The following is a 20,514-nucleotide window of genomic DNA, read 5'->3' as shown; positions in this document are numbered from 1 at the left end:
GCACCGGGAGCGGCCTTTTCGGGGGCCGCCCCCGGTGCGCCGGGCCGGGGTCAGAAAGCGGCGAGGCCGTTCGGGGTGCCCAGGCCCGTGGGTCCGTCGTAACCGGGGGCGCTGTTGCACAGGTTGTCGCCGCCGCAGTCGAAGCCGTAGGCCGCGTTGGACCCGCCGGTCACGTCGTACAGGTCGGCGGTGCGGCGGTAGAGGCGGGAGGCGTCGGGGAAGTCGCCCGGGTTCCCGGCCAGGGCGATGACGGCGGCCACGATCGGGGAGGCCAGGCTGGTGCCGCCCGCCTCGATCCAGCCGGGGTAGGGGAAGTTGTCCGGGGTGGTGTCGTAGACGGCGAGGCCGCCGGTGTTGGGGTCGGCGTCCGCGGACACGTCGGCGGTGACGCGGCCGGGGCAGTCGGGAACGCCCGTCTGCCAGTCGGGCTTGGCGTACCAGGCCGAGCAGCCGCTGCTCGACGGGCCCCAGGCCGTCTCGGACCAGCCCCGCGCGGTGCCGGGGTCCCGTACCAGCGACGTGCCGCCGACGGCCGTCACGGAGGGCAGCACCGCGGGGAACTTCGGTACCGAGAAGCCGAGGTCACCGGAGGCGGCGGTGATCGCCACCCCGGGGTGGCGGTAGGCCGACTCGTACGCGGACATCCCCCAGCCCTCGTCCTCCCCGTAGCTGTTGGAGATCTCGGTCGCGCCCAGCCGCGCGGCGGTGTTCTCCGCGGCGGCCATGTCGTCGTCGTTGTTGCTGTCCGCCTCGACCAGCAGGATGCGGCAGGCCGGGCAGACCGCCGACACCGCGTCCACGTCGAGCGCCGTCTCCAGACTCCAGCCGGTGTACTGGTCGCCGGCGGGGTAGCCGGACTGCTTCCCCTCCTGGTTGGTCTTGGTGAAGCAGCCGTTGGCGGTGGTGCAGGCGGGCAGCCCGTAGGTGGCGCGGTAGACCGCGAGGTCGGCCTCGGCGGTGGGGTTGTCGTAGGCCTCGACGACGGCGACGGTCTGCCCGGCGCCCCCGGCGGACGGCAGGTTGTAGGCGGAGCGGATGTCGGCCGGGCTGTACCCGGTCGGCAGCGCGTCCGCCGCCCCGGCGGGGTGTGCGGCGCGGCCCCTGACGCCGCGGCCGCCGTGCACGTCGGTGCGGATCAGGGCCATGCAGCGGACCTGGCCTGGCGAGGCCGCCGGGCAGGCGTCCTGGAGGTTGGCCGGCCGCTGGTAGTGCGGTCCGTGCTGGTCGTACTGTGCCGGGTGCGCGGCGGGGCCGGCGGCCGTCGCACCCGGCGCCGCGCAGAAGAGGGCGACCGCGGCCAGCGCGGCGGATATCGCCGTGGCTGGGAAGAGGCGTCCGAACATGGTCTCGTTCCTTCCGGCCGGATCAGCGCGCTTGCGCGGCGATGGTGTAGGCGTCGTCGACGACCTGGGTGATCGACCCGCCGTCGGCGTCGGTGGCGGTCACCCGCAGCGCGGGGTTCGTCCCGCGGGCGGAGGCCGGGTTGGGCCAGTGCGCGGTGTAGGCGCCGTCGTGCCCGCCGACCACCGCGTGCTGCCACGTGGTCCCGCCGTCGAAGGACACGTCCACCGAGGCGGAGGTGATCGCGGCGTGCGACCCGAGGCCGTCGTAGGTGAGGTGGCCGACGTTCAGCTTCAGCTGCTGCACCGGGGCGGAGCTGGTGTTCAGCTCGTCCGCCGCCAGCTCGTAGTTCAGCGTGAGCACCGGCAGGATCTCGCAGGCGCCCTTCACGGGGAACTCCTCGCACTGGTAGCCGGACGGCAGCGCCATGTCCGCCGGCGGCCGGGACTTGTAGGCGAATCGGAAGGTCAGGTCCGTGTGGGTCGAGGTGGCCTGGCTGTAGTGGGGCGTCCGGGGCGACAGCGCGGTGTCGTACACCAGGCGGTACGTCCTCGGCTCGGCCGGGGCGCTGCCCGCAGCGAGCGGGTGGTCGTCGATGCAGGCGGGGTATGCGGCGACCTTCTGCCCGTCGATGTAGCAGGCCCCGCTCTCGTCGAGGTACCGGATGCCGGACGCGGCCTGCTGGGTGTCCTGGGCGTCGGCGGGGTAGAGCGCGACCACGTGGTTCTCGTCGGCGTTCTCGGTGACGCACGCCTCGCAGTTCATGTACAGGGCGTCCGGCCGTGGCAGGTGCTGGCCCCACTGCGGTGTCAGCGGTCCGCGGCCCCAGTCCGTCGAGTACGTGTGGCCGCCGGCGTAGGTGCGGGGATCGGCCATGATCTCGTTCAGGCTGTAGCCCAGGCCGATGCCCGCGTTGAAGATCCAGGTGCCGCCGTCCGCGGTGCCGACGTAGTCGGTGAAGTCGCCGGGCGCCTCGCGGGTGAGCCCGTCGCTGTTCTGCGTCGCGGCGACTTCCGCCGGCAGGACCGGGTCGATGGGGGCCTTCGAGAACTCGAAGTTCGCGGGCGTCTGCACCGGGTCGGCGTAGAGGTGCTCCTTGACGGTGGCCAGGTCGCCGCCGCGCACCTGGTACGGGCCCTTCGGGATCGTGTCGTCCCAGCCGAACGCCAGGTCGTACCGGTAGGGGTAGGCGCTCTCCCCCTGGTACGGGAAGGTGCCGCCGGACGGGGGCGCGATGCCGTCCCACTGCACGAAGTAGCGCAGCCTTCCGGCGGAGGGGCCCGAGGACGTCGGCGCGACGTAGATGTCGGTGCCGGGGCTGCCCTGGATCTCGGTGCCCTGCGCACCGTTGAGCATCGTCGAGATGACGTCCCAGTCGCCGGTCGCGCTCTGCAGTCCCCAGGCCACGTTCTGGTTGATCTGCAGGGAGGGCCGCGGGGTGGCGGCGGTGGAGCGCGACGTGGCGCTCTTCTCGTCCAGGGACACCTCGGTGACGGCGCCGCTGCCGGCGGGAACGGTGAAGCTCGCGCTCACGTACCGCAGTTCGACCGGGTTGCCCTGGTCGTCGAACTCGGCGAACTGGGCGACGGCGAAGTAGTGGCCCTCGGGGACGGCGATCCGGACGACACCGCCGGTGGACGCGAGGGTGGTCGACAGGGCCTTGAACGAGTCCATGTCCCACAGCCTGACGATCGCGTTCGCCGGGCCGGTCAGGCCCGGTGTGTCGAGCTGCGCGATCTGGTAGGCGTACTGCGGGGTCACGCCCTGGCCGGGCGCGGCCGCTGCCAGCGCCAGCCGGTTCACGCCGGGCAGGGGCGTGGCGCCGGCGGGCCGGCCGGCGGTGACGTCGGCGGCGATCCGCTCGCGCAGGTACGCCGCGAACTCCTCGGCCGAGGAGGGCGTCATGTAGCCCACGGCGCTGATGCCGCCGCCGGAGGAGGTGAGGGTGATGCCGGGCGGCGGGGTCGCGCCGGCAGAGCTGAAGGACAGCGCCACGGGGATTTTGGCCCCGTCGGTGATGTGGTCGCGCACCAGCGCGGAGACGTCGAACAGCGCCCAGTCCAGCGACCGGCCCGCGTAGGGCGCGGCCTCCGCGGGCACGACGTAGCGGTCGCCGTTCGGGCCGGTGTAGTTCAGCGCCGGGCCGCCGTCCCGGATCACCTGCGTGCCGTCGGGGCGCACCAGGATCTTCCCGCCGGTCAGCGTGGTGACGGTCTGCCCGGCCCCGGGCGCCGCGGCGGCGGGCGACGGCACGGCGGCCGTGTCCGGCGCCGAGGGTGAACCGGCCTGCGCCGGAACGGCGTTCAGCGCGACGGTCAGCGGCGCCGCCAGCAGCGCCGCCGCGAACACGGCCAGCCGGCGGGCGACGCGGCGGCTCAGCCCCGCCCGCGGCCGCGGAGGTCGTCTGTACTCACTCATCTGTCGACTTCTCCTTGTGCAGGGGACATCCGGTTCCGGCTGCGTCGCCGGGAGCGTGCGGTACGGATTCCGCCGGGTCGGGGCGGTCCGGGGACGGCCCGCGGGGCCGAAGTGCCGCGGGGCGCCGGCCCGTTGGCGGGCCCTGCGCCTCGGCCCGGGCGGGCCGGGGATCCTGAGTGCCTTGCGGCGGGCTCGGACGGGATCAGGAACGGTCCCCATGACGCCGTCGTCGTGACGCGCCCCGCCCGTTCCCGCCGGCCTGTGAGGCGCCTGTCCGGTAACTCTGGCCCCGCAGGACGCGGCCGGGCATCCGGCAGATCACCTATTTTTGGCCACGCCGCCGGACGGCCGGTCCGGTACGTCCCGCTGCGGGAACTCCGTGCCGGTGGCGAGCACCGCGAGGGCCGTGCGCGAGGAGACGCCGAGCTTGCGCATCGCCGAACTCAGGTGCTGGGCCACCGTCTTCGGGGACAGGAACAGCGCCTCGGCGATCTGCCGGTTGCTGCGTCCGGTGGCCACCAGGCGGGTGACGTCCAGTTCGCGCGGCGACAACCGGTTGCCGTGGGCGCGCCGGCCGCCGCGCTGGGGACGCTTCGCCGCGACGCCGTGCTCGCGCAGCCGGGCCACCACCCGGTCGGCGTCCCCCAGGGCGCCCAGCGCGATCAGCCGTTCCCGCACGTCGGCCAGCAGGGACAGCGCCGCCTCCCGCTTCCCCGCGGCGAGCTGGCAGCCGGCCTGCCGCTCCTGGGCCAGCAGCGCCTCGTAGGGTCGGGGGAGGGCCTGCCAGGCCGCGGCAGCGCGGGCGAACAGCCGGGCAGCCGAGGCGTGTTCGCCGCGCGCCTCGGCGAGGACGGCCCGGCAGGCGGCCAGCCCCGCGCGCGGCCCGGGGGCGTCCCGGCCGCGCAGCCCGCGGGCGAAGGCCGCGGTCAGCTTCGCGGCCTCCTCGACGCGGCCGGCGGCGGTCAGCGCGGCCACCCGCGCCGGGCCGAGGTCCGAGGCCCAGACCCAGGTGCGTTTGCGGGCGATGAGGGCGGCCGGCTCCTCGGTGATCTCCAGCGCCTCCTCGATCCGGCCGGCGGCCAGCGCCAGCCGGGCCAGCGCCGCGGCGGGCTCCATCGAGTCCGCCAGCGCCCCGCTGCCCACCTCGCCCTCCAGCACGGGCCGCAACTGCTCGGCGGCCGGTCCGTACGCGCCCGCCGCGGCCTGCAACTGCCCGACGACGAGCAGCAGTTCCAGCCGGGCCAGCGGGAGGATGTCCTCGGACCCGGCCAGCGCGGCGGCGCGTTCGGCCAGGCCGTCCCAGGCGCCGGTGAGCCAGTCCAGATGGGTCCGGGTCACCACGGCGACGGACGCGTAGCGCCGGTACCGGCGGCGGTCGGCCAGGGCGAGGGCCGTGTCGAGCCGCTGCGCGGCGACGGCGTAACGGCCCCACAGCATCGCCATGTCGCCGATGTTCACGTTGGCGCGGGCGATCTGCTGCCACTCCGCCGGGGCGGCGGCGGCCTCGGGGATCCGCGCCACCAGCTCCCACCCGTCCGTCTCGCCCAGCATCAGCCGGGCCGTGGCCTGGTCCGCGGCGAAGCCGATCCGGTCGGCGGCCGTCATCGACGGCACCTCCAGCTCGGCGGCCCGCTCCAGCCACCGCAGATGGGCCGGGACGGGCCAGCTGCTGCTGCGCGGCCAGCCCAGGCGCATCATCGCCCGCGCGGCCTCGGCCGGATCGTGGCCCAGGTGCGGGATCGCGCGTTTCAGCTCGGCGCGGCCCGCGTCGTCCTCGCCCATGAAAAGCAGCACGTTGCCGAGCTGGACGCGGATGTCGGCCTCCTGGCCGGGGTCGCGCACACCGGCGGCCAGGGCGGCGCGCAGCGGCGGCACCAGCTCCCGGAACCGGGCCGGCCCCGCGAAGGACGCGAAGGGGAACTTCCTGATCAGCCGGGCCATCGAGGCAGGGGGGAGGCCCGCGTTGACGGCCAGGTCGTGCAGCAGGGTGCCCGCGGTCGTCTCGTCGCCCGAGGCGAGCGCCAGGTCGGCGGCCCACTCGGCGTACCGGCACCAGTCGGCCCGCTCGCCGGCCACGCGGAAGTGGTCGGCCAGCTCCCCCACGGGCGGCGGGACCAGCGCCTCCAGCGTCCGTCCCGCCCGCCGGTGCAGAGCCCGGCGGCGGGACGGCGGTATCGCGTCGTACACCGCCTGGCGGGCCAGCGCGTGCCGGAAGGCCACCTGGCCCCAGCCGTCGTCGTCGAGCAGGCCGCGGTCCAGGGCCTCGGCCAGGCCCGCCTGGGCGCGGACGGCCGCCAGGTCCGCCACGGCGCGGACGGTCGCCTCGTCGGCGGGCCGGCCCAGCACCGCCGCGGCCTGGAGCACGGCCCGCCCGTCCCGGCCGAGCCGGCCCAGCCGCTCCAGCACCATGTCGCGGACGGTCGCCGGCACGCCGATCTCGTCGAACCGGTTGCGCCCCCAGCCGGCGGCGCCCGGCCGCAGGTCCGCCCGGTCGGCCATCAGCCGCACCGCGCCCTCGACCGCCAGCGGCACACCCTCGGTGCGCTGGTGGACGAACCCGGCGAGCCTGTCGGAGACGTGCTCGCCGGCCAGCATCGACGACATCAGCCGCGCCGTCGCCGCCACGTCCAGCGGCCCGAGGGGCAGCCGCAGCCGCCCTGCCGCCGAGGACGAGTCGGCGGCGAGCCGGGTGGCGAGCCGCCGCAGCAGCGAACCGCCCGCCACGTCCTCCGGACGGCACGTCACCACCAGGCCCACCGGCTGCGGCACCCCCGAGGCCAGGAAGAGCAGGAACTCCAGCGTCGCCTCGTCCGCCCAGTGGACGTCCTCCACGGCGAGCACGGCCACGTCCAGCCTGCCCAGCAGCTCGGCCAGCGCCCGGAACACCCGGTGCCGGACCGCCGTCGCGTCCTCGGCCGGGCCGGGCGCCGCCGGCAGGTCGCCGGACCACTCGGGGAACAGCGGCCGCAGCGCCCCCGCCAGCGGGCTCAGCGGCAGCCCCGCCACCGTCTCGACGGCCTGCCGCACCGCGTCGACCAGCGGGCCAAGGGTCTGCGGGTGGTGCAGTGGCGGGCAGCGCGCGACCAGTACCCGCCCGGCTCCTTCGGCCGCCCCGGTCACGTACTCGCGCAGCAGCCTGCTCTTGCCGATCCCGGCCTCGCCCTCGATCCACACCGCCGCGGGCGGCGCGGCAAGGGCCCGGGCGAGCTCGGCGAACTCCCGGGTCCGGCCCACGAATTCCGGAGCGTGCACGACCGCCGGCGCGCCGCTGCCGTCCGGTTCGGATACCTCCATGGCGGCCCCTCGCTCCTTGCCGATCATCAAGCAGGAGGATATGTCGCCTGGTTGACGCGCCTGTCGGTCGCTGTCGTCAACTCCCTGTTACCGGCCCTCGTTTCGTCCCGTGGTTTCGCTGCCCCGGAAGGGGCCGGTGCGGGCCGGCGTCAGGCGGTGGTGTCCTCGGGGGCGGCGGGTGCGGTCTCAGCCGGTGGGTGGTGACAGGAGGGCGTCGGCCACGGTGGTGCGGGCGTAGAGGACGGAGCGGCCCGCGCGGTGGGCGGTGACCAGGCCGGCGTCGCGGAGGGCGGTCAGGTGCTGGGAGGCGCCCGGGGCCGACAGGCCGCAGCGGTGGGCCAGTTCGGTGGTGGAGGCGGGGGTGTCCAGCTCGGCCAGCAGCTGGGTGCGGGAGCGGCCGAGGACGGCGGCGACGGCCTCGGTGGATCCGGTGGGGCGGGGCTCCCACAGGGTCCCGATGCCGCGGGCGGGGTAGGCAAGCTGCGGCGGGTCCGGCGGCACCGACCGGGTGAGGACGCGCGGCCAGGCGAACGCCGAGGGGACCAGCAGCAGGCCGGAGCCGGTCTCGGTGCGGGTGAGCGAGCAGTGGCGCCGTACCAGGTGCAGCGTCCCGGCGTCCCAGGTGACGGATTCGTGCAGATCGCCCAGGACCCGGCCGGCGCCGTACTCGGCGACCTGCCGGGCGCGGTGGAAGACGTCGGCCTCCAGCAGCCGGCGGATGCGGTCCCAGTAGGGCGCCAGGGCCAGTTCCCAGTAGGCCGCCACCTCTTCGGTGATCTTGTCCAGGGCCGCCTCGGGCGCCTGCCGCAGCAGGCGGACGCGCGCGGAGCGGGACAGGTCCTGCTCCGCGGCCAGCATGTCCAGCTCGACGTGCACACGGTCGGCCGGTGTCCGCCGGATCGCCGCCAGCTCGTCGGTGAGCGTGGGGAAGGGGTCGGCGGGGGTCGGGTTCAGGAAGTCCGCGAGATAGCCGTCGGCGGGGATCACCGTGGCCAGCCAGCCGCGGTCGAGCCCCGCCTCCGCCAGGCGCGGCCGGACCTGCGCCGTCCACCGCCGGTGCAGTGGCTGCTCCTGCTCCGAGCGCAGCAGCCGGTAGCTGGTGACCACCTCCCACATGGGTGAGACGGCGAACCGGGTCTGGGCCATGTCGGCTGCGGAGAAGCTGAGTTCGGCCTTCATACGCTGCGCCCCTGGTGCGTTCCGGGTGGCTCGCCGCCTGGTTCACGAGCCGTGGATTCAGCCCTATCTTAATCAATGGCCGCCCGGGGTGACCTGGTCGCAAGCTGCTCGCATGTTCACCCCCTTCCGCGGCCTTCCCTCCGTCGTCTGGACCCTCTTCGCCGGCACCGTCGTCAACCGGCTCGGCTACCTGGTCTCCCCGTTCCTGGTCTTCTTCCTCGCCGCTCGCGGCGTGACCGGCGCGGAGACCACCTATGTGCTCGGCGCCCTGGGCGCGGGCAATCTGATCGGGCCCGCGCTCGGCGGCCTGCTGGCCGACCGGGTCGGCCGCCGCGCCACCATGCTGGTCGGCCTGACCGGCGCCGCGGCGGCCCAGGGCCTGCTCTTCGCTGCCCCGGGCGTGGCCACGATGGCGGCCGCCGCCCTGCTGCTGAGCGCAGCGGGCGCCACCGTCTCCCCGGCCGCGTACGCACTGATGGCCGATGCCGTCGACGCGCGGCGGCGGCAGCGGGCGTACGCGCTGTTCGGCTGGGGCGTCAACCTCGGCACCGCGGCCGCGGGCGTGCTCGGCGGGGTGCTCGCCGCGCAGGGCTACTGGCTGCTGTTCGCCGTCGATGCGGCCACCCTGCTCGTCTTCGCCGTCATCGTCGCCGCCACGATTCCCGAGACCCGGCCCGAGCCCACGGCCGAGGTGGCCCCGGGCACCGGGTACGGCGTGGTGCTGGGCGACCGGCTGCTGCTCGCGCTGCTCTCGCTCTTCGGCGTCCAGTTGTTCGTCTACTCCCTCACCGAGGTCGCGCTCCCCCTGGCCGTCCACGACTCCGGCCTGTCGCCCGCCGTCTACGGCGCGATGGCCGCCGTCAACGCGGTCCTGGTGGTGCTGCTCCAGCCGCTCGCCACCTCGCTGCTGGCCCGGCTGCCGCAGCTGCCGGTCCAGGCGGCGGGCAGCGCGCTGATCGCCGTGGGCGTGGCGCTGACCGGGGTCGCCGACAGCGTGACCGGCTATGCGGTGTCCGTGGTGGTCTGGTCGCTCGGCGAGGTCGCGGTGGCCGGCATCGCCGCGGCCCTGGTCGCCAACCTGGCTCCGGCGGACGCCCGCGGCCGCTACCAGGGGGCCTTCCAGGGGACCTGGGGGGTGGCCCGGTTCACCGCCCTGACGGCGGGCGTGGCGCTCTACAGCACGGTCGGCCCGGCCGTCCTGTGGTGGTCCGCGCTGCTGGCCGGCACCGCGACCGCGGCGGCCACGCTGGCCCTGCGGGGGCGCGTGGAACGCCGGGCCGCGCTGAGCCTCGCGGCCTGACGCGCTGCCCGGACCGCGCTGAGCCTCGCGGCCTGACGCGCCGCCCGGACCGGAACCGGCAGTTCGCTCCGCCGCCGAACCGACCTGCGGGAACGACCCGGGGTTCACGTCGTCACGGGCGGGACCGGCCCGGCCGTAGCCGGCCTCGGTACGCTGGCCGGCGCCGGGCCGGCCCCGCAGCGGCCGGGCGTGTCGAGCGCCTGCCTCTTCCGTCACTTCGTCTTCGGGGGTGAACTCCTTCATGCCTCGTGCGACAGCCCCGGACGGCACGCGCATCGCCTACCAGGTCCGGGGCGAGGGGGCTGCGCTCGTCCTGCTGGCGGGCCAGGCGAACAGCCACCACTGGTGGGACGGTGTCCGCGACGACTTCCACGCGACGCACAGCACTGTGACACTCGATTACCGGGGGACGGGCGACAGCGACAAGCCGGACCGGCCGTACAGCACCGAGATGTTCGCCGACGACGTCGTCGCGGTCCTGGACGACTCGGGTATCGCCGCTGCGGACGTGTACGGCACGTCCATGGGCGGACGTGTGGCCCAGTGGGTCGCGGTCCGGCACCCGGGCCGTGTCCGCCGTTTGGTGCTGGGCTGCACGTCACCGGGCGGGCCCCGCAGCGTGGCACACGAGCCGTCGGTGGAGGCCGCGCTGACCGCCGCCGATCCGGCGGCGGTCCGACGCGCGCTCCTCGACCTGATGTACACGCCGCAGTGGCGGGCCGATCATCCCGGTCCGTACAGGACGCTGGGCGACCCGGACATGCCCGCCTTTGCCCGCCGCCGCCACCGCGTCGCCAGCAGGCGCCACGACGCGTGGCAGGCTCTGCCGGAGATCGAGGCGCCCACGCTGGTCGTCCATGGCAGCGACGACCGCTTCAACCCCACGGCCAACGCCCCGCTCCTGGCGCACCGGATCCCCTCCGCCCGGCTGCACCTCATCGACGGTGCACGGCACGCCTACTTCGAGGAGTTCCGCAGCGTGGCCGCCCCCGTGGTGCTCGACTTCCTCACCGCCTCGGGCACCGGCTGACGGCAGCTGCGGGTCGGTGGGCGCAGCGGAAGCGGCGGACGGTCGCCGACTCCGGCCCGGTGGTGCGCATCCCGGGGCGGTACTCAGCGGAGCGATCGGTCACATGGGGAGTGAGAGCAGGTGGACCTCTCCGGCAGGCCAGTCCGCGTCGTCGCGTAGCGGCGTCCACATGGTCCGCAGCGGCATGATCACGGACCCCTCGGGCTGTTCCACGCGAACGTGCTGCTCAAGGGCTCGCCAGCCGAGTCGCTCGTAGAGCGCGACGAGGGGCGGCCGGCAGAAGAGAAGTCCGTACCGGGGCCCTATCGTCCGTGCGTGGTCCAGGGCTGCCGACACGACCGACCGTGCCAGTCCGTGGCCTCGCAGCTCGGGAGCGACAGCGACCCCGCCGAGGCCCACCACCTCTGTGCCGACCCCGCCGATCGACAGGGGGAGTTGCAGCAGACCGGCGTGCGCGACGAGGCGGCCCTCGTGCCTGACACCGAAGTGGTCTTTCTTGGGCAGCCATGTCAACCCGGCGTCTGCGACACCGAAGGGATCGGCACCCTCGCCGAGGATCTCGACCAGCTCGGTCCTCGAGTACGTCGCGAGGCGTACCACGGTCGGTGGTGCGGGGAAGTGGTGGCCCGTCATGTCGTCGTGCTCCTTGTGCAGTCGTCGAAGGCCGGGGTTCCGGGTTCGGGCGGGAGCCGGAGGACCCGCGCGGCAAAGGAGATCGCGTGGTACCAGCCGCAGAGCAGCAGAAGGTCCACGGTAGCTTCCTGGCCGACCGCGTCGGTCAGCTCCTGCCACTGGTCGTCGGACAGGTCGTTCGTCTCGCACAGGGCGTCCACCGACCTGAGCACGGCGCGGTCGGCCGGATCACTCCAGCAGCCGTCCTCCGGGCCTCCGGCGACGAGGGAACGGATCTGCTCGGCGTCGAACCCCGCCTTCTCGGCGAAGACCGCGACATGGACGCCCCACTCGTACTCGGCCCCGCACCGTACGGTGGTGCGGTCGATCACCAGCTCACGGTGCCTCAGCCCCAAGGCCGACTGCCGGGAGAGGTAGTACCGCCCCCACCCGTGAATGCCCTGCGCCCGTTCCGGCCGGCGAGCGAAGATCCGGAACAGCGCGATCGGCGGTCCCAGCATTTCCAGGGCCGCAGTGGTCTCGGAGTCGTACGGAGGTTCGACGGGAGCGAGGCGCGGCGGTCCTCCGTGCTTCGAAAATCGCAGCATACACGCAACGCTACCCGCCGCGCTTCGCATACGGAAGCACTGCGTTCGGAGGAGCGGCGCGGGGGGCGCACGTCGCACCGACCCCGCCGGTCGGACGCCCGTTCCCTTACGATGCGGTCGGCAACCAACTCCAGGGAGTGGCATGGCGGCGCGTACACCGAAGCCCGGTGAGCCAGTCCGGGGATCGGAGTCCGGCCGTCCGGTGATGGCGGCACTCGATCTGCTCGGCCGCCGTTGGAGCATGCGCATCCTGTGGGAGCTGAGCAGGTCGGCCGCCGGGTTCCGGGACCTCCAGCGACGGTGCGGGGACATGTCGTCCAGCGTTCTCAACACCCGGCTCAACGAGCTGACGGACGCCCGGCTCGTCGCGCTCGGCGACGAGGGTTACCGCCTGACCGCCCTCGGCCGCGACCTGGTCCGGGCGCTGGCCCCCCTGGACGCCTGGAGCAGGCGCTGGGCTGCAGCCGTGGACGCCGACGACGAGTAGATCCGGGCCCTGGGGTCTCCGGGGCTCCCCGGCGAGCGGCTGTGCGTGGCGTCAGCGTGCGAACTTCTCGACGGCCGCCGGGGTGACGGGGGTGAAGAAGTTGACGAGGTTGCCGTCGGGATCGCGGAACAGCAGGGACCGGTTGCCCCAGGGCATCGTGGTGGGTCCGTTGACGAATTCGGTCACGAAGCCGGTCAGGTTCTGGTGGACGCGGTCCACGTCGTCGACGAGGAATTCGGTGATCACGCTGTGGTTGTCCGCCGGGCGGGCGGAGCCCGGGGCGAACAGCGGGACGGTGCGGGTGCCGGCGATCGCGAGGGTGGCGCCCGCGGTCCTGAGTTCGGCGAAGTCCTCGGTGGCCCACGTCGCCCGTACTTCCGTGGCTCGTTCGTAGAACTCGACGAGGCGTGCGACGTCGCCGGTGATGATGCGGATCGAGACGAAGTCCATGAGATCTCCTCTGCTGTGCTGGAGGCGTGCTCGTCGCAGGCTAGGAGAAATAGTGGACAGAATCGGTCCTGTATTCGCGTTAGGCTGCCGACATGCCCCGACCGACCGGCCGCGTGCTGACACTCCTGGAGCTGCTGCAGTCGGGCGGCACCCGGACCGTGGCCGAACTCGCCGACCGGCTCGGCGTCGAAGGGCGCACCGTCCGCCGGTACGTGGAGCAGCTGATCGACCTGGACGTGCCCGTGGAATCGGTGCGCGGCCGCTACGGCGGTTACCGGCTCGCGCCCGGGTACCGCCTGCCTCCGCTCATGCTCAGCGACGACGAGGCGCTGGCGGTTCTGCTCGGCCTGCTCGCCGGCCGCCGGGCAGGGCTGACGACCACGGAGCGCACGGCGAGCGAGACGGCGTCGGCGAAGATCCGGCGGGTGCTGCCCAAGCACATCGCCCGTCGGCTCGACACCCTCCTGGATGCTCTCGCCTTCACGGATCAGCCCGACGACGTCGACACCCCGGACGCCGACGTCCTGCTCGCCGTCGCCGATGCGGTGAACCACCGACGACCGGTCTCGATCCGCTACACCGACCGCGACGGACGGCGCAGCGAACGCACGCTGCACGCGTACGGGATCGTCGTCCATGCGGGCCGGTGGTACGTCACGGGCAGGGACCCCCGGATCGGCGAGGACCGAACCTTCCGGCTCGATCGCATCGCGGACGCACGAGCCCTGCCCGGCTCGTTCGAGGCGCCCACGGGTCCCGACCCGGCACAGCGCCTGTTGTCGGCGTTCGCCGCGGCCGAGTACCGCCACGAGGTGACCCTGCGGATCCACGGGACGGTGGAGCAGGTCCGCGCCCGCCTTCCGGCCGGCGTCGCGACCGTGGAGGACCACCCGCCAGGGGCAGGCGAGGACCGGGCCACCGAGCGCTGGCTGCGCGTCGAGCTGCGGGCGGAGCGGCTCGACTGGTTGCCTCCCGTGCTCGCCTCACTCGACCTGCCGTTCGTCATCGAGCGCCCCGGTGAACTGCGCGACCTCGTCGTCGCGCTCGCCGACCGCCTCACCTCCTACGCCCGCCGGGCCTGACGGCGGGGAACCGGTGCCATGGGACGGGCGCAGCCAGTGCTGCGCCCCCTCCCGGTCACAGCACTGGCGGCCGGTGGCGTAGGCGGCCATGAACATGTCCAGCAGGCCGTCGACCACGCCCTCGTCGACGGGGCGGGTCGAGAGCAGGCTGCGGTAGTACAGCGAGCCGCACAGCACCTCGGCGGCGTGTTCCAGATTCACCCCCGCGGTCAGTTCACCGGCGCGCTGGGCGCGGACGATCCGGTCGAGGGTGCTCTGCTCGACGGTGGCCAGGAAGCGTTCGTGCAGGGTCGATCGCAAGGTGGGGTCGGACTGCGCCTCGGCGATGAGCGCACGGTAGACGGGGCCGATCGGCGGGCTGGACAGGGCGAGACCCGAGCGGAGGAACTGCTCGCGCAGATCGGCGCGGACATCCCCGGTGTCGCGGTAGTCCAGGTCGCTGGTCCACACCCGGCTGAGCGCGTCGAGCAGCAGCGTCGGCATGGACGGCCAGCGCCGGTAGATCGTGTGCTTTCCCACCCCGGCCCGCCGGGCTACCGCCTCGATGGTCAGCCCCGCGTAGCCGGCCTCCGCGGCCAGATCGAGGGTCGCCTGCAGCAGCTCCTGGGTGCGCACGGCGCCTCGGCGTCTCGGTGCGGCGGGCGTCTCGGTCATGCCCGGCATCCTAACGGCACTGTGCGTGCCGTTGACAAGGTCGGGACGGCTCTGCGAGATTCGTCCCCATCGGCACGCCGTGTGCCGTTGCCGGGTGGCGGTACGCCGCCGCTCGCCATGCGTCGGGACCGCGCACGAAGAACGTCGAAGGGGAGTCCGCCATGAGCAGCACCGGGAACAGCAGACACGAGGGGTTCACCGACGAGGAGCGGGCCGCGCTGAAGGACCGCGCCCAGGAGCTGAAGACGGCGGCGCGCCGTGGCTCGCGTGCGGACAAGGCAGCGGAAGCGCTGCGGGACGTGCTCGCGAAGATCGCCGAGATGCAGGACTCGGACCGGATCATGGCCGAGCGCGTCCACGCCGTCGTCACGGCCACTGCCCCGGCACTCGCCCCGAAGCTCTGGTACGGGATGCCCGCGTACGCGCTGGACGGCAAGATCGTCTGCTTCTTCCAGAGCGCGGAGAAGTTCAAGGCCCGTTACGCGACGCTCGGGTTCAGCGACCAGGCGAAGCTGGACGAGGGCACGATGTGGGCGGCCGGCTTCGCTCTCACCGACGTGACGCCCGAGGTCGAAGCGCGAATCGCCCTGCTCGTGAAGCAGGCGGTGAGCTGAGCCCGGCACCTGCCCCGGCCCGGTCAGGTCGGGCGGGCCGGGCGCCCCGGCGCGCCTCCTCCTCCGGGTTACGGTGTACGCGTTCACGTGAACGTCCGCCTGCGACGACGACGCCCGAAGGATTGCTGAGCCGGCTTGATGTGCGATAAGCCCACAGTGCCGCGAGCCGCGAGCCGCGAGCCGCGAGCCGCGAGCCGCGAGCCGCGAGCCGCGAGCCGCGAGCCCCGGGCCGCGAGCCCCGGGCCGCGGGCCGCGGGCCGCGAGCCCCGGGCCGCGAGCCGCGAGCCCCGGGCCGCGAGCCGCTGACTGATGGGCGGGGCAGGTATGGCGGAGACGGGCGCGGTGTCCGGTAGCCGTCCGCTGCGCGTGCCCGTCGGGCAGGACGCCCCGCGCTGGAGGACTTTCCAGGGGGAGCGCACCCTCGTCGTCGCCGCGCGTACGGTCACCTCGACCGTGCGGGCCCTGGAGACGCTGCCGGCGCTGCTGCGGGACGACCCCCGGGTGACGGTCGTCTTCGCCTACGACCCCACGTCCGCCTTCAGCTCCGGGGTGCTGGACCTGCTGAGCAGCAGCGGGTGCCGGGTCATGCCGTGGGAGCAGCTGGGGGACCTCTCCCCCGACCTCATCGTCTCCGCGAGCGAGAACATCGACGTGCCCGAGGGCGACTGCCCGGTGCTGGTGCTGCCGCACGGCATCGGCTTCCAGAAGCTCGTCCCGGACTCCCGCAGCACGCGGACCCGGCTCTCCGGTGCGGTGCCGGACGCGCTGCTGGAGAGCGGGCGGGCCTGGCTCGCGGTGTCGCACCCCGCGCAGGAGGAGCAGCTGGTCGCCGCCCATCCGAAGGCGGCCGGGCGGACGCTGCTGGTGGGCGACCCCTGCTTCGACGAGCTGGCCGCCAGCCGTCCGCGCCGGGCGGCGTACCGTACGGCCCTGGGCGTCGCGGAGCATCAGCGGCTGGTCATGGTGAGCTCCACATGGGGCCCCACCTCGCTGCTGGGCCGGCACCCGGACCTGCTCCCGCGGCTGCTCGCGCAGCTGCCCTGCGACGAGTACCGGGTCGGCGCGATCATCCACCCCAACGTGTGGTCGGGGCACGGGGCGTGGCAGATCCGTACGCTGCTGGCCTCCGCGCTGGACGCCGGCCTGCTGCTGATCCCCGCCGTCCACGCCTGGCGGCCCGCGCTCGTCGCGGCGCACGTCCTGGTGGGCGACCACGGCTCGGTGACGCTGTACGGCGCCGCGAACGGAACGCCCGTCCTGCTGGCCGGTATCGGCGCGGACGCGGTGCCGGGCACGGCCGTCCACGCGCTGGCCGCCGCCGCGCCGCGGCTCGAGCCCCGCGGCGATCTGCTGCGGCAGGTGCGGGCGATCGCGGCGGAACGGCACACACCCGAGCGGTACGCCGGCGTCGCCGGTCAGGCCTTCGCCGAGCCCGGCCGGGCGCTCGCCCGGCTCCGCAGCGCCGTCTACGGCTTCCTGAAGCTGCCGGAGCCGCCCTCGCCGCCGCCTGCGCCCCTCGCGCTGCCGGCCCCGGACTCCCCCGCCGGGCCGGTCACGTCATGGCTGGTGACGGCCGGCGTGACGGCGAGCGCCGACGCCCCGGCCGTCACCGTCCGCCGCGTCCCGGCGGCTGTCGCCGCGTACGGGACCGCGGGCCCGGACACCGTCAGCTCCTTCACCCACCTGGCGAGCACGGACGACGAGCGCGACCGCCGGCTGACGGAGAGCGCCTCCGCCCTGCTGCGCAGCCGTCCCGCGGCCACGGCCGTCGAGGCGCTGCGCTGGATCGGGGACCGCCTCGACGAGCTGCCCGGCAGCCTCCTCGCGGCCTCGGCCGTCCGCGGCGGCGGCACGCTGGTCGGACTCAGGGACGGCCGGGTCGTGGCGGTGGACGCGACCGGGCCGGCGCGGGACGCGGGCCTGGCCGCGGCGGTCGTGCACGCGTGCCTGCTCGCCGGCGCCCCGCTGGACGGCGCGGTGATGACGCTGCAGGTGGGCGAGCGGCCGGGCGAGGACGTGGCCCTGCGGCTGCGCCCCGCGCCCCCGGCCCGGTAGCGGCGTCGCCCCGGCCCGCGGACCGTACCAGCCCGGCCCACCGCCCCCGTCAACCCGCACGACCAGCCGCACCAGCCCGGCCCACCAACCGCACCAACCCGCTCAACCGGCCGCATCACTCCCCGAGGGCCTCAAGCCAACGGTCCAGGCTCCGGACGCGGTCGTGGCCGACCGCCGCGTAGATCTCCCGGGCGCGGCGCACGTACGCGCGGACCTGCTCCGTACGCCCCTCGGCCAGCTCCGTCACGCGGGCGAGCTGCTCCAGGGCCTGCGCCGCGTAGTGCGCCGCGTCGTTCTCCTCCAGCGTTCGCACCGCCGCGCGCAGTTCGCGCACCGCGTCCTCGTACTCGCCGAAGTGGGCGTGGACGGCGCCGATGCCCGCGCCCACCCGGGCCGCCATCCGCGGGTCGGGTTCGGGGAGCGCCGCGAAGGCGTCCCGGGCCCTGAGCAGCGTGGCCATCGCCCCGGCCGGGTCGCCGTCGACGTGCTGCGCGCGTCCGAGGAAGAAGAGGGCGAGGGCGGCGCCGCGCGGATCCCCGGCGCGCTCGTTGAGCTCCAGGCAGCGGCGCAGCGTGTCGACGGCTCCCGACAGCTCGAAGGGCGTCAGGTACCGCCCGAGGAATTCCAGCACCGAGGCGTGGACGTGGAGGTCGCCCGACACCGCGGCGAGCGCCTCCGCCCGCCGCAGCTCCCTTCCCGCCCCCGCGGTGTCGCCGAGGTCGAGCAGCGGGCGGGAGAGCAGGCTGCGCAGCCGCGCCTCGGCGGCCGTGGCCAGCGCGACGTCCTCGGCCGTGCTCGCGCGCGCCGCGGCCTGCGCCGCCGCGTCGGCGCCCAGCTCCAGCGACTCCTGCCACGCGCCGAGGTAGCGGTGGTGCAGGAAGAGGACGGTGAAGGCCTCGGCCAGCGGCCACACCAGGCCGTACAGCTCGTGCGCCGTGGCCGCGCGCAGCACCGCGAGGATCGCGGCCCGCTCGGTGTCCAGCCATTCCAGCGGGGCCGGTCCGCCGGGCGCGGCGAAGGGGTCGGCGGCGTCGCGCAGCAGCTCGTCCAGCCGGGCCACCCGCAGCCGGTCCCGCCGCACCGCCCGGTCGGCGAGCGCGGCCAGGGCGAGGTAGTGCCGCGCCACCCGCTCGGTCAGCTCCGCGTACGCGGACGCGGGCTCCTCCTCCACCGCTCGCTCGCGCGCGTGCAGGCGGACCAGGTCGTGGACGCGGTAGCGGCCGCCCCGCACGGTCTCGACGAGGCTCGCCTTCACCAGGACGCCCAGCAGCCGCTTCGCCGCGGCGGTGTCCACGCCGGCGGCGGCAGACGCCACCCCGGCGTCGAAGTCGGTGGCCGGCAGCCAGCCCAGCAGCCGGTAGAGGCGCGCCGCTTCCGGCGGCAGCAGGCGGTACGAAGGTCCCAGGGCGACGGACACCGGCGACTCCTCCCCGAACAGCGACAGGCCCGCCAGCCGGCCGGCCTCCTCCTGCAGTTCCGCGGCCAGCTCGGCCACGCCCAGCCCTTCGCCGGTGACCAGCCGGGCCGCCGCGACCTGCAAGGCCACCGGCAGCCCGCCGCACAGCTCCACCAGCCGTTCGGCGGCCTCCCGTTCGGCCTCGACGGTCTGCTCGCCGCACCGGTCCCGCAGCAGCGCCAGGCCGCCGTGCCCGTCCAGCGGCCCGACCGGGATGGGCCGGGCGCCGCCGTCCAGGAACAGCTCGGCGAGCCGCCCCTGGCTCGTGACCAGGACGGCGCTGCCCGCGCCCTTCGGGATCAGCGCCCGTACCTGGGAGGCCGCGGTCACGTCGTCCAGGACGAGCAGGATGCGCAGATCCGCCGAGCGCGACCGGAAGAGGTTCGTCCGGGCCGCGACGGAGTCCGGGATGTCCCGGTCACCGCCCGGGAGCGACTTCAGGCACATGGCCAGCGCCTCGGAGACGTCCCCGCCTGCGGGTCCGGACGGCGCCGCCTGGTCGCGCAGCGCGGCGAAGTCGACGTACAGCTGCCCGTCGGGGAAGCGCTCGCGCGCCAGCTCCGCCCAGCGGCGGGCCGTGGCCGTCTTCCCCACACCGGGGAGCCCTTCGAGGACCCCGACGCCGACCCGCGCCGGCCCCTCCGGCGGCCTGCCCAACGCCACGTCCAGCGCGGCAAGTTCGGCGCGCCGGTTGCTGAACGGAACGGTCACGGGCGGGACCTGGTCCGGCCGCACCCGCCCGTCCGGCTCGGGCGTCGCGGCGGGCCGGACGTTGAAGACGATGCCGCCGTGGATGTGCGAGCCCTGGAAGGCAGGGCCGTAGTTCACGCCGCCGCTGACCAGGCTGACGAAGCCCCGCGACGCTTCCGGCGCCAGCTCCGACAGCAGCCCCGCCAGCTCGGCCGCGGCACCGGGGTCGTCCCGGAAGATCACCGCCAGCCGCGCCTGCCACCGCTGCCGGACGTCGGCGAGGGCGCCCTCGTCCCCCGCCTCCCGTGCCCGCAGCGCCACCCGGCTGTCCTCCTGGAGCTCCCCCGCTGCGGCCGCGCCGCCGGACCCCCGCCGCAGGAACCGGGCCAGCGGGCGCCTCACCCGCTCGAAGGCCTCCGACACCAGCAGTTCGACGAACGCCGTGGCACCAGACGTCGCAAGTGCCGCCAACTCGGGCTCCACACAACCCCCTTCGGGTCACCGCCGGCGCACAGCCGCGGACACCCACCGTAGGGACTTCCCCGCCGCTTGCACACCGCGGCTCGCGGCACACCGCTCAGCCGGTGCACCCCTCCCCCACATGCGCGCCGGCACGCCGTCCCCCGGCCCGGCGTGCGGAGCGCGGACGTCCCGGCCGCGGCCGTACGCCCCGCGCGGCGAGCGGTCAGCGATCAGCCGGCCAGCCGGTCAGCGGTCAGCGGTCAGCGGTCAGCGGTCAGCGGTCAGCGGTCAGCGGTCAGCGGTCAGCGGTCAGCCGGCCAGGATCACGTCGAGGGTGCGGGGCCGTGGACCCCGACCGGGTCCCCGGCGCGGCCGCCGCTTCCTACCGCTACCAGATCTGCGACCGGTCCTCCGCCGCCCGCTGCCCGAACGAAGCCGTCCTGGCCCTCGCCCCGTGGCCCCACCGGGCAGGAGGGCGGGTACGCCGAAGGGCGGCGGGGCCTGTGTGGCCCCGCCGCCCTTCACGCGCGGTGGCGGATCAATTCACGATCAGCGGCGGATCAGTACGCGGAATTCACGTTGTCCATCGTGCCGTAGCGGTCGGCCGCGTAATTGCACGCGGCGGTGATGTTCGCGACCGGGTCGTAGATGTTGTGCGACGTGCCGGCCACGTGGAAGCGGTCGAACGTCGGGTCGATCACCTGCAGCAGACCCTTCGAGGGAATGCCGTTGCGGGCGTTGATGTCCCACAGGTTGATCGCCTTGGGGTCACCGCTGGACTC

At 74.7% G+C, this 20,514-nt stretch carries 16 protein-coding genes; 6 read left to right on the top strand and 10 right to left on the bottom strand.

The annotated features are described in order from the left end of the window. Positions 1 to 50: 50 nt before the first annotated feature. The 4 genes from IH54_RS0124995 to IH54_RS0124980 form a co-directional block, all read right to left on the bottom strand. Complete coding sequence (locus IH54_RS0124995; RefSeq protein ID WP_031520742.1) at positions 51 to 1,343, bottom strand: S53 family peptidase; 1,293 nt, start codon at positions 1,341 to 1,343, stop codon at positions 51 to 53. Positions 1,344 to 1,365: 22 nt separating this feature from the next. After that, positions 1,366 to 3,759: a hypothetical protein gene (locus tag IH54_RS0124990; RefSeq protein WP_031520740.1), complete on the bottom strand. Its 2,394-nt coding sequence runs from the start codon at positions 3,757 to 3,759 to the stop codon at positions 1,366 to 1,368. Positions 3,760 to 4,077: 318 nt separating this feature from the next. Then, positions 4,078 to 7,053 carry a helix-turn-helix transcriptional regulator gene (locus IH54_RS0124985; protein WP_063762369.1) on the bottom strand — a complete coding sequence of 992 codons (2,976 nt, stop codon included), beginning with the start codon at positions 7,051 to 7,053 and terminating at the stop codon, positions 4,078 to 4,080. Positions 7,054 to 7,239: 186 nt separating this feature from the next. Further along, positions 7,240 to 8,232, bottom strand: coding sequence for an ArsR/SmtB family transcription factor (locus IH54_RS0124980; protein ID WP_031520735.1), 993 nt, complete (start codon positions 8,230 to 8,232; stop codon positions 7,240 to 7,242). A 112-nt stretch (positions 8,233 to 8,344) separates the two neighbouring features. Between IH54_RS0124980 and IH54_RS0124975 the strand changes: the two genes are divergently transcribed. Beyond that, on the top strand, positions 8,345 to 9,532 hold the full coding sequence (locus IH54_RS0124975) for an MFS transporter (protein WP_031520732.1): 1,188 nt from the start codon (positions 8,345 to 8,347) through the stop codon (positions 9,530 to 9,532). 241 nt (positions 9,533 to 9,773) lie between these two features. Next, positions 9,774 to 10,562 (top strand): alpha/beta fold hydrolase, encoded by a 789-nt coding sequence (locus IH54_RS0124970; RefSeq protein WP_031520730.1) that lies wholly within the window; start codon positions 9,774 to 9,776, stop codon positions 10,560 to 10,562. Between the two features lie 99 nt (positions 10,563 to 10,661). On the opposite strand, the gene IH54_RS0124965 is transcribed toward IH54_RS0124970, so the two are convergent. Further along, positions 10,662 to 11,195, bottom strand: coding sequence for a GNAT family N-acetyltransferase (locus IH54_RS0124965; RefSeq protein WP_031520727.1), 534 nt, complete (start codon positions 11,193 to 11,195; stop codon positions 10,662 to 10,664). After that, the gene (locus IH54_RS0124960) at positions 11,192 to 11,782 is read right to left on the bottom strand and encodes a carboxymuconolactone decarboxylase family protein (RefSeq protein WP_043182173.1); all 591 of its coding nucleotides are present in this window, start codon (positions 11,780 to 11,782) and stop codon (positions 11,192 to 11,194) included. Before IH54_RS0124960 ends, IH54_RS0124965 begins: the two co-directional genes overlap by 4 nt. 142 nt (positions 11,783 to 11,924) lie before the next feature. On the opposite strand from IH54_RS0124960, the gene IH54_RS0124955 reads away from it, so the two are divergent. Beyond that, positions 11,925 to 12,269 carry a winged helix-turn-helix transcriptional regulator gene (locus tag IH54_RS0124955; RefSeq protein WP_031520723.1) on the top strand — a complete coding sequence of 115 codons (345 nt, stop codon included), beginning with the start codon at positions 11,925 to 11,927 and terminating at the stop codon, positions 12,267 to 12,269. Positions 12,270 to 12,320: 51 nt separating this feature from the next. Here the strand turns inward: IH54_RS0124955 and IH54_RS0124950 are convergent, their stop codons facing one another. Continuing rightward, complete coding sequence (locus tag IH54_RS0124950; protein ID WP_031520720.1) at positions 12,321 to 12,719, bottom strand: VOC family protein; 399 nt, start codon at positions 12,717 to 12,719, stop codon at positions 12,321 to 12,323. 92 nt (positions 12,720 to 12,811) lie between these two features. Between IH54_RS0124950 and IH54_RS0124945 the strand changes: the two genes are divergently transcribed. After that, on the top strand, positions 12,812 to 13,801 hold the full coding sequence (locus tag IH54_RS0124945; protein ID WP_031520718.1) for a helix-turn-helix transcriptional regulator: 990 nt from the start codon (positions 12,812 to 12,814) through the stop codon (positions 13,799 to 13,801). Here IH54_RS0124945 and IH54_RS0124940 read toward each other — a convergent pair. After that, positions 13,703 to 14,455 (bottom strand): TetR/AcrR family transcriptional regulator, encoded by a 753-nt coding sequence (locus tag IH54_RS0124940; protein ID WP_078862507.1) that lies wholly within the window; start codon positions 14,453 to 14,455, stop codon positions 13,703 to 13,705. The two genes, IH54_RS0124945 and IH54_RS0124940, sit on opposite strands and share 99 nt — an antisense overlap. A 161-nt stretch (positions 14,456 to 14,616) precedes the next feature. On the opposite strand from IH54_RS0124940, the gene IH54_RS0124935 reads away from it, so the two are divergent. Then, positions 14,617 to 15,069 carry an iron chaperone gene (locus IH54_RS0124935; RefSeq protein ID WP_031520714.1) on the top strand — a complete coding sequence of 151 codons (453 nt, stop codon included), beginning with the start codon at positions 14,617 to 14,619 and terminating at the stop codon, positions 15,067 to 15,069. A gap of 324 nt (positions 15,070 to 15,393) precedes the next feature. After that, positions 15,394 to 17,124: a hypothetical protein gene (locus IH54_RS0124930; RefSeq protein ID WP_234343816.1), complete on the top strand. Its 1,731-nt coding sequence runs from the start codon at positions 15,394 to 15,396 to the stop codon at positions 17,122 to 17,124. Positions 17,125 to 17,239: 115 nt separating this feature from the next. Here IH54_RS0124930 and IH54_RS0124925 read toward each other — a convergent pair whose 3' ends face one another. Next, complete coding sequence (locus IH54_RS0124925; protein WP_234343813.1) at positions 17,240 to 19,753, bottom strand: NB-ARC domain-containing protein; 2,514 nt, start codon at positions 19,751 to 19,753, stop codon at positions 17,240 to 17,242. 539 nt (positions 19,754 to 20,292) lie between these two features. Beyond that, the coding region (locus tag IH54_RS0124920; RefSeq protein ID WP_031520708.1) for a transglycosylase SLT domain-containing protein at positions 20,293 to 20,514 on the bottom strand (222 nt) is incomplete at its 5' end.

This window comes from Streptomyces sp. NRRL F-5123, assembly GCF_000721495.1.
Lineage (GTDB): Bacteria > Actinomycetota > Actinomycetes > Streptomycetales > Streptomycetaceae > Actinacidiphila.
This window is presented reverse-complemented; position numbering and strand designations above follow the sequence as displayed.

Excerpts from the sequence above, each read along its gene's own strand:
- IH54_RS0124970 (WP_031520730.1), top strand. The coding sequence starts at position 9,774 with ATGCCTCGTGCGACAGCCCCGGACGGCACGCGCATCGCCTACCAGGTC.
- IH54_RS0124995 (WP_031520742.1), bottom strand. The coding sequence starts at position 1,343 with ATGTTCGGACGCCTCTTCCCAGCCACGGCGATATCCGCCGCGCTGGCC.
- IH54_RS0124935 (WP_031520714.1), top strand. The coding sequence starts at position 14,617 with ATGAGCAGCACCGGGAACAGCAGACACGAGGGGTTCACCGACGAGGAG.
- IH54_RS0124955 (WP_031520723.1), top strand. The coding sequence starts at position 11,925 with ATGGCGGCGCGTACACCGAAGCCCGGTGAGCCAGTCCGGGGATCGGAG.
- IH54_RS0124950 (WP_031520720.1), bottom strand. The coding sequence starts at position 12,719 with ATGGACTTCGTCTCGATCCGCATCATCACCGGCGACGTCGCACGCCTC.
- IH54_RS0124975 (WP_031520732.1), top strand. The coding sequence starts at position 8,345 with ATGTTCACCCCCTTCCGCGGCCTTCCCTCCGTCGTCTGGACCCTCTTC.
- IH54_RS0124985 (WP_063762369.1), bottom strand. The coding sequence starts at position 7,053 with ATGGAGGTATCCGAACCGGACGGCAGCGGCGCGCCGGCGGTCGTGCAC.
- IH54_RS0124990 (WP_031520740.1), bottom strand. The coding sequence starts at position 3,759 with ATGAGTGAGTACAGACGACCTCCGCGGCCGCGGGCGGGGCTGAGCCGC.
- IH54_RS0124930 (WP_234343816.1), top strand. The coding sequence starts at position 15,394 with ATGGCGGAGACGGGCGCGGTGTCCGGTAGCCGTCCGCTGCGCGTGCCC.
- IH54_RS0124940 (WP_078862507.1), bottom strand. The coding sequence starts at position 14,455 with ATGACCGAGACGCCCGCCGCACCGAGACGCCGAGGCGCCGTGCGCACC.
- IH54_RS0124980 (WP_031520735.1), bottom strand. The coding sequence starts at position 8,232 with ATGAAGGCCGAACTCAGCTTCTCCGCAGCCGACATGGCCCAGACCCGG.
- IH54_RS0124960 (WP_043182173.1), bottom strand. The coding sequence starts at position 11,782 with ATGCTGCGATTTTCGAAGCACGGAGGACCGCCGCGCCTCGCTCCCGTC.
- IH54_RS0124945 (WP_031520718.1), top strand. The coding sequence starts at position 12,812 with ATGCCCCGACCGACCGGCCGCGTGCTGACACTCCTGGAGCTGCTGCAG.
- IH54_RS0124965 (WP_031520727.1), bottom strand. The coding sequence starts at position 11,195 with ATGACGGGCCACCACTTCCCCGCACCACCGACCGTGGTACGCCTCGCG.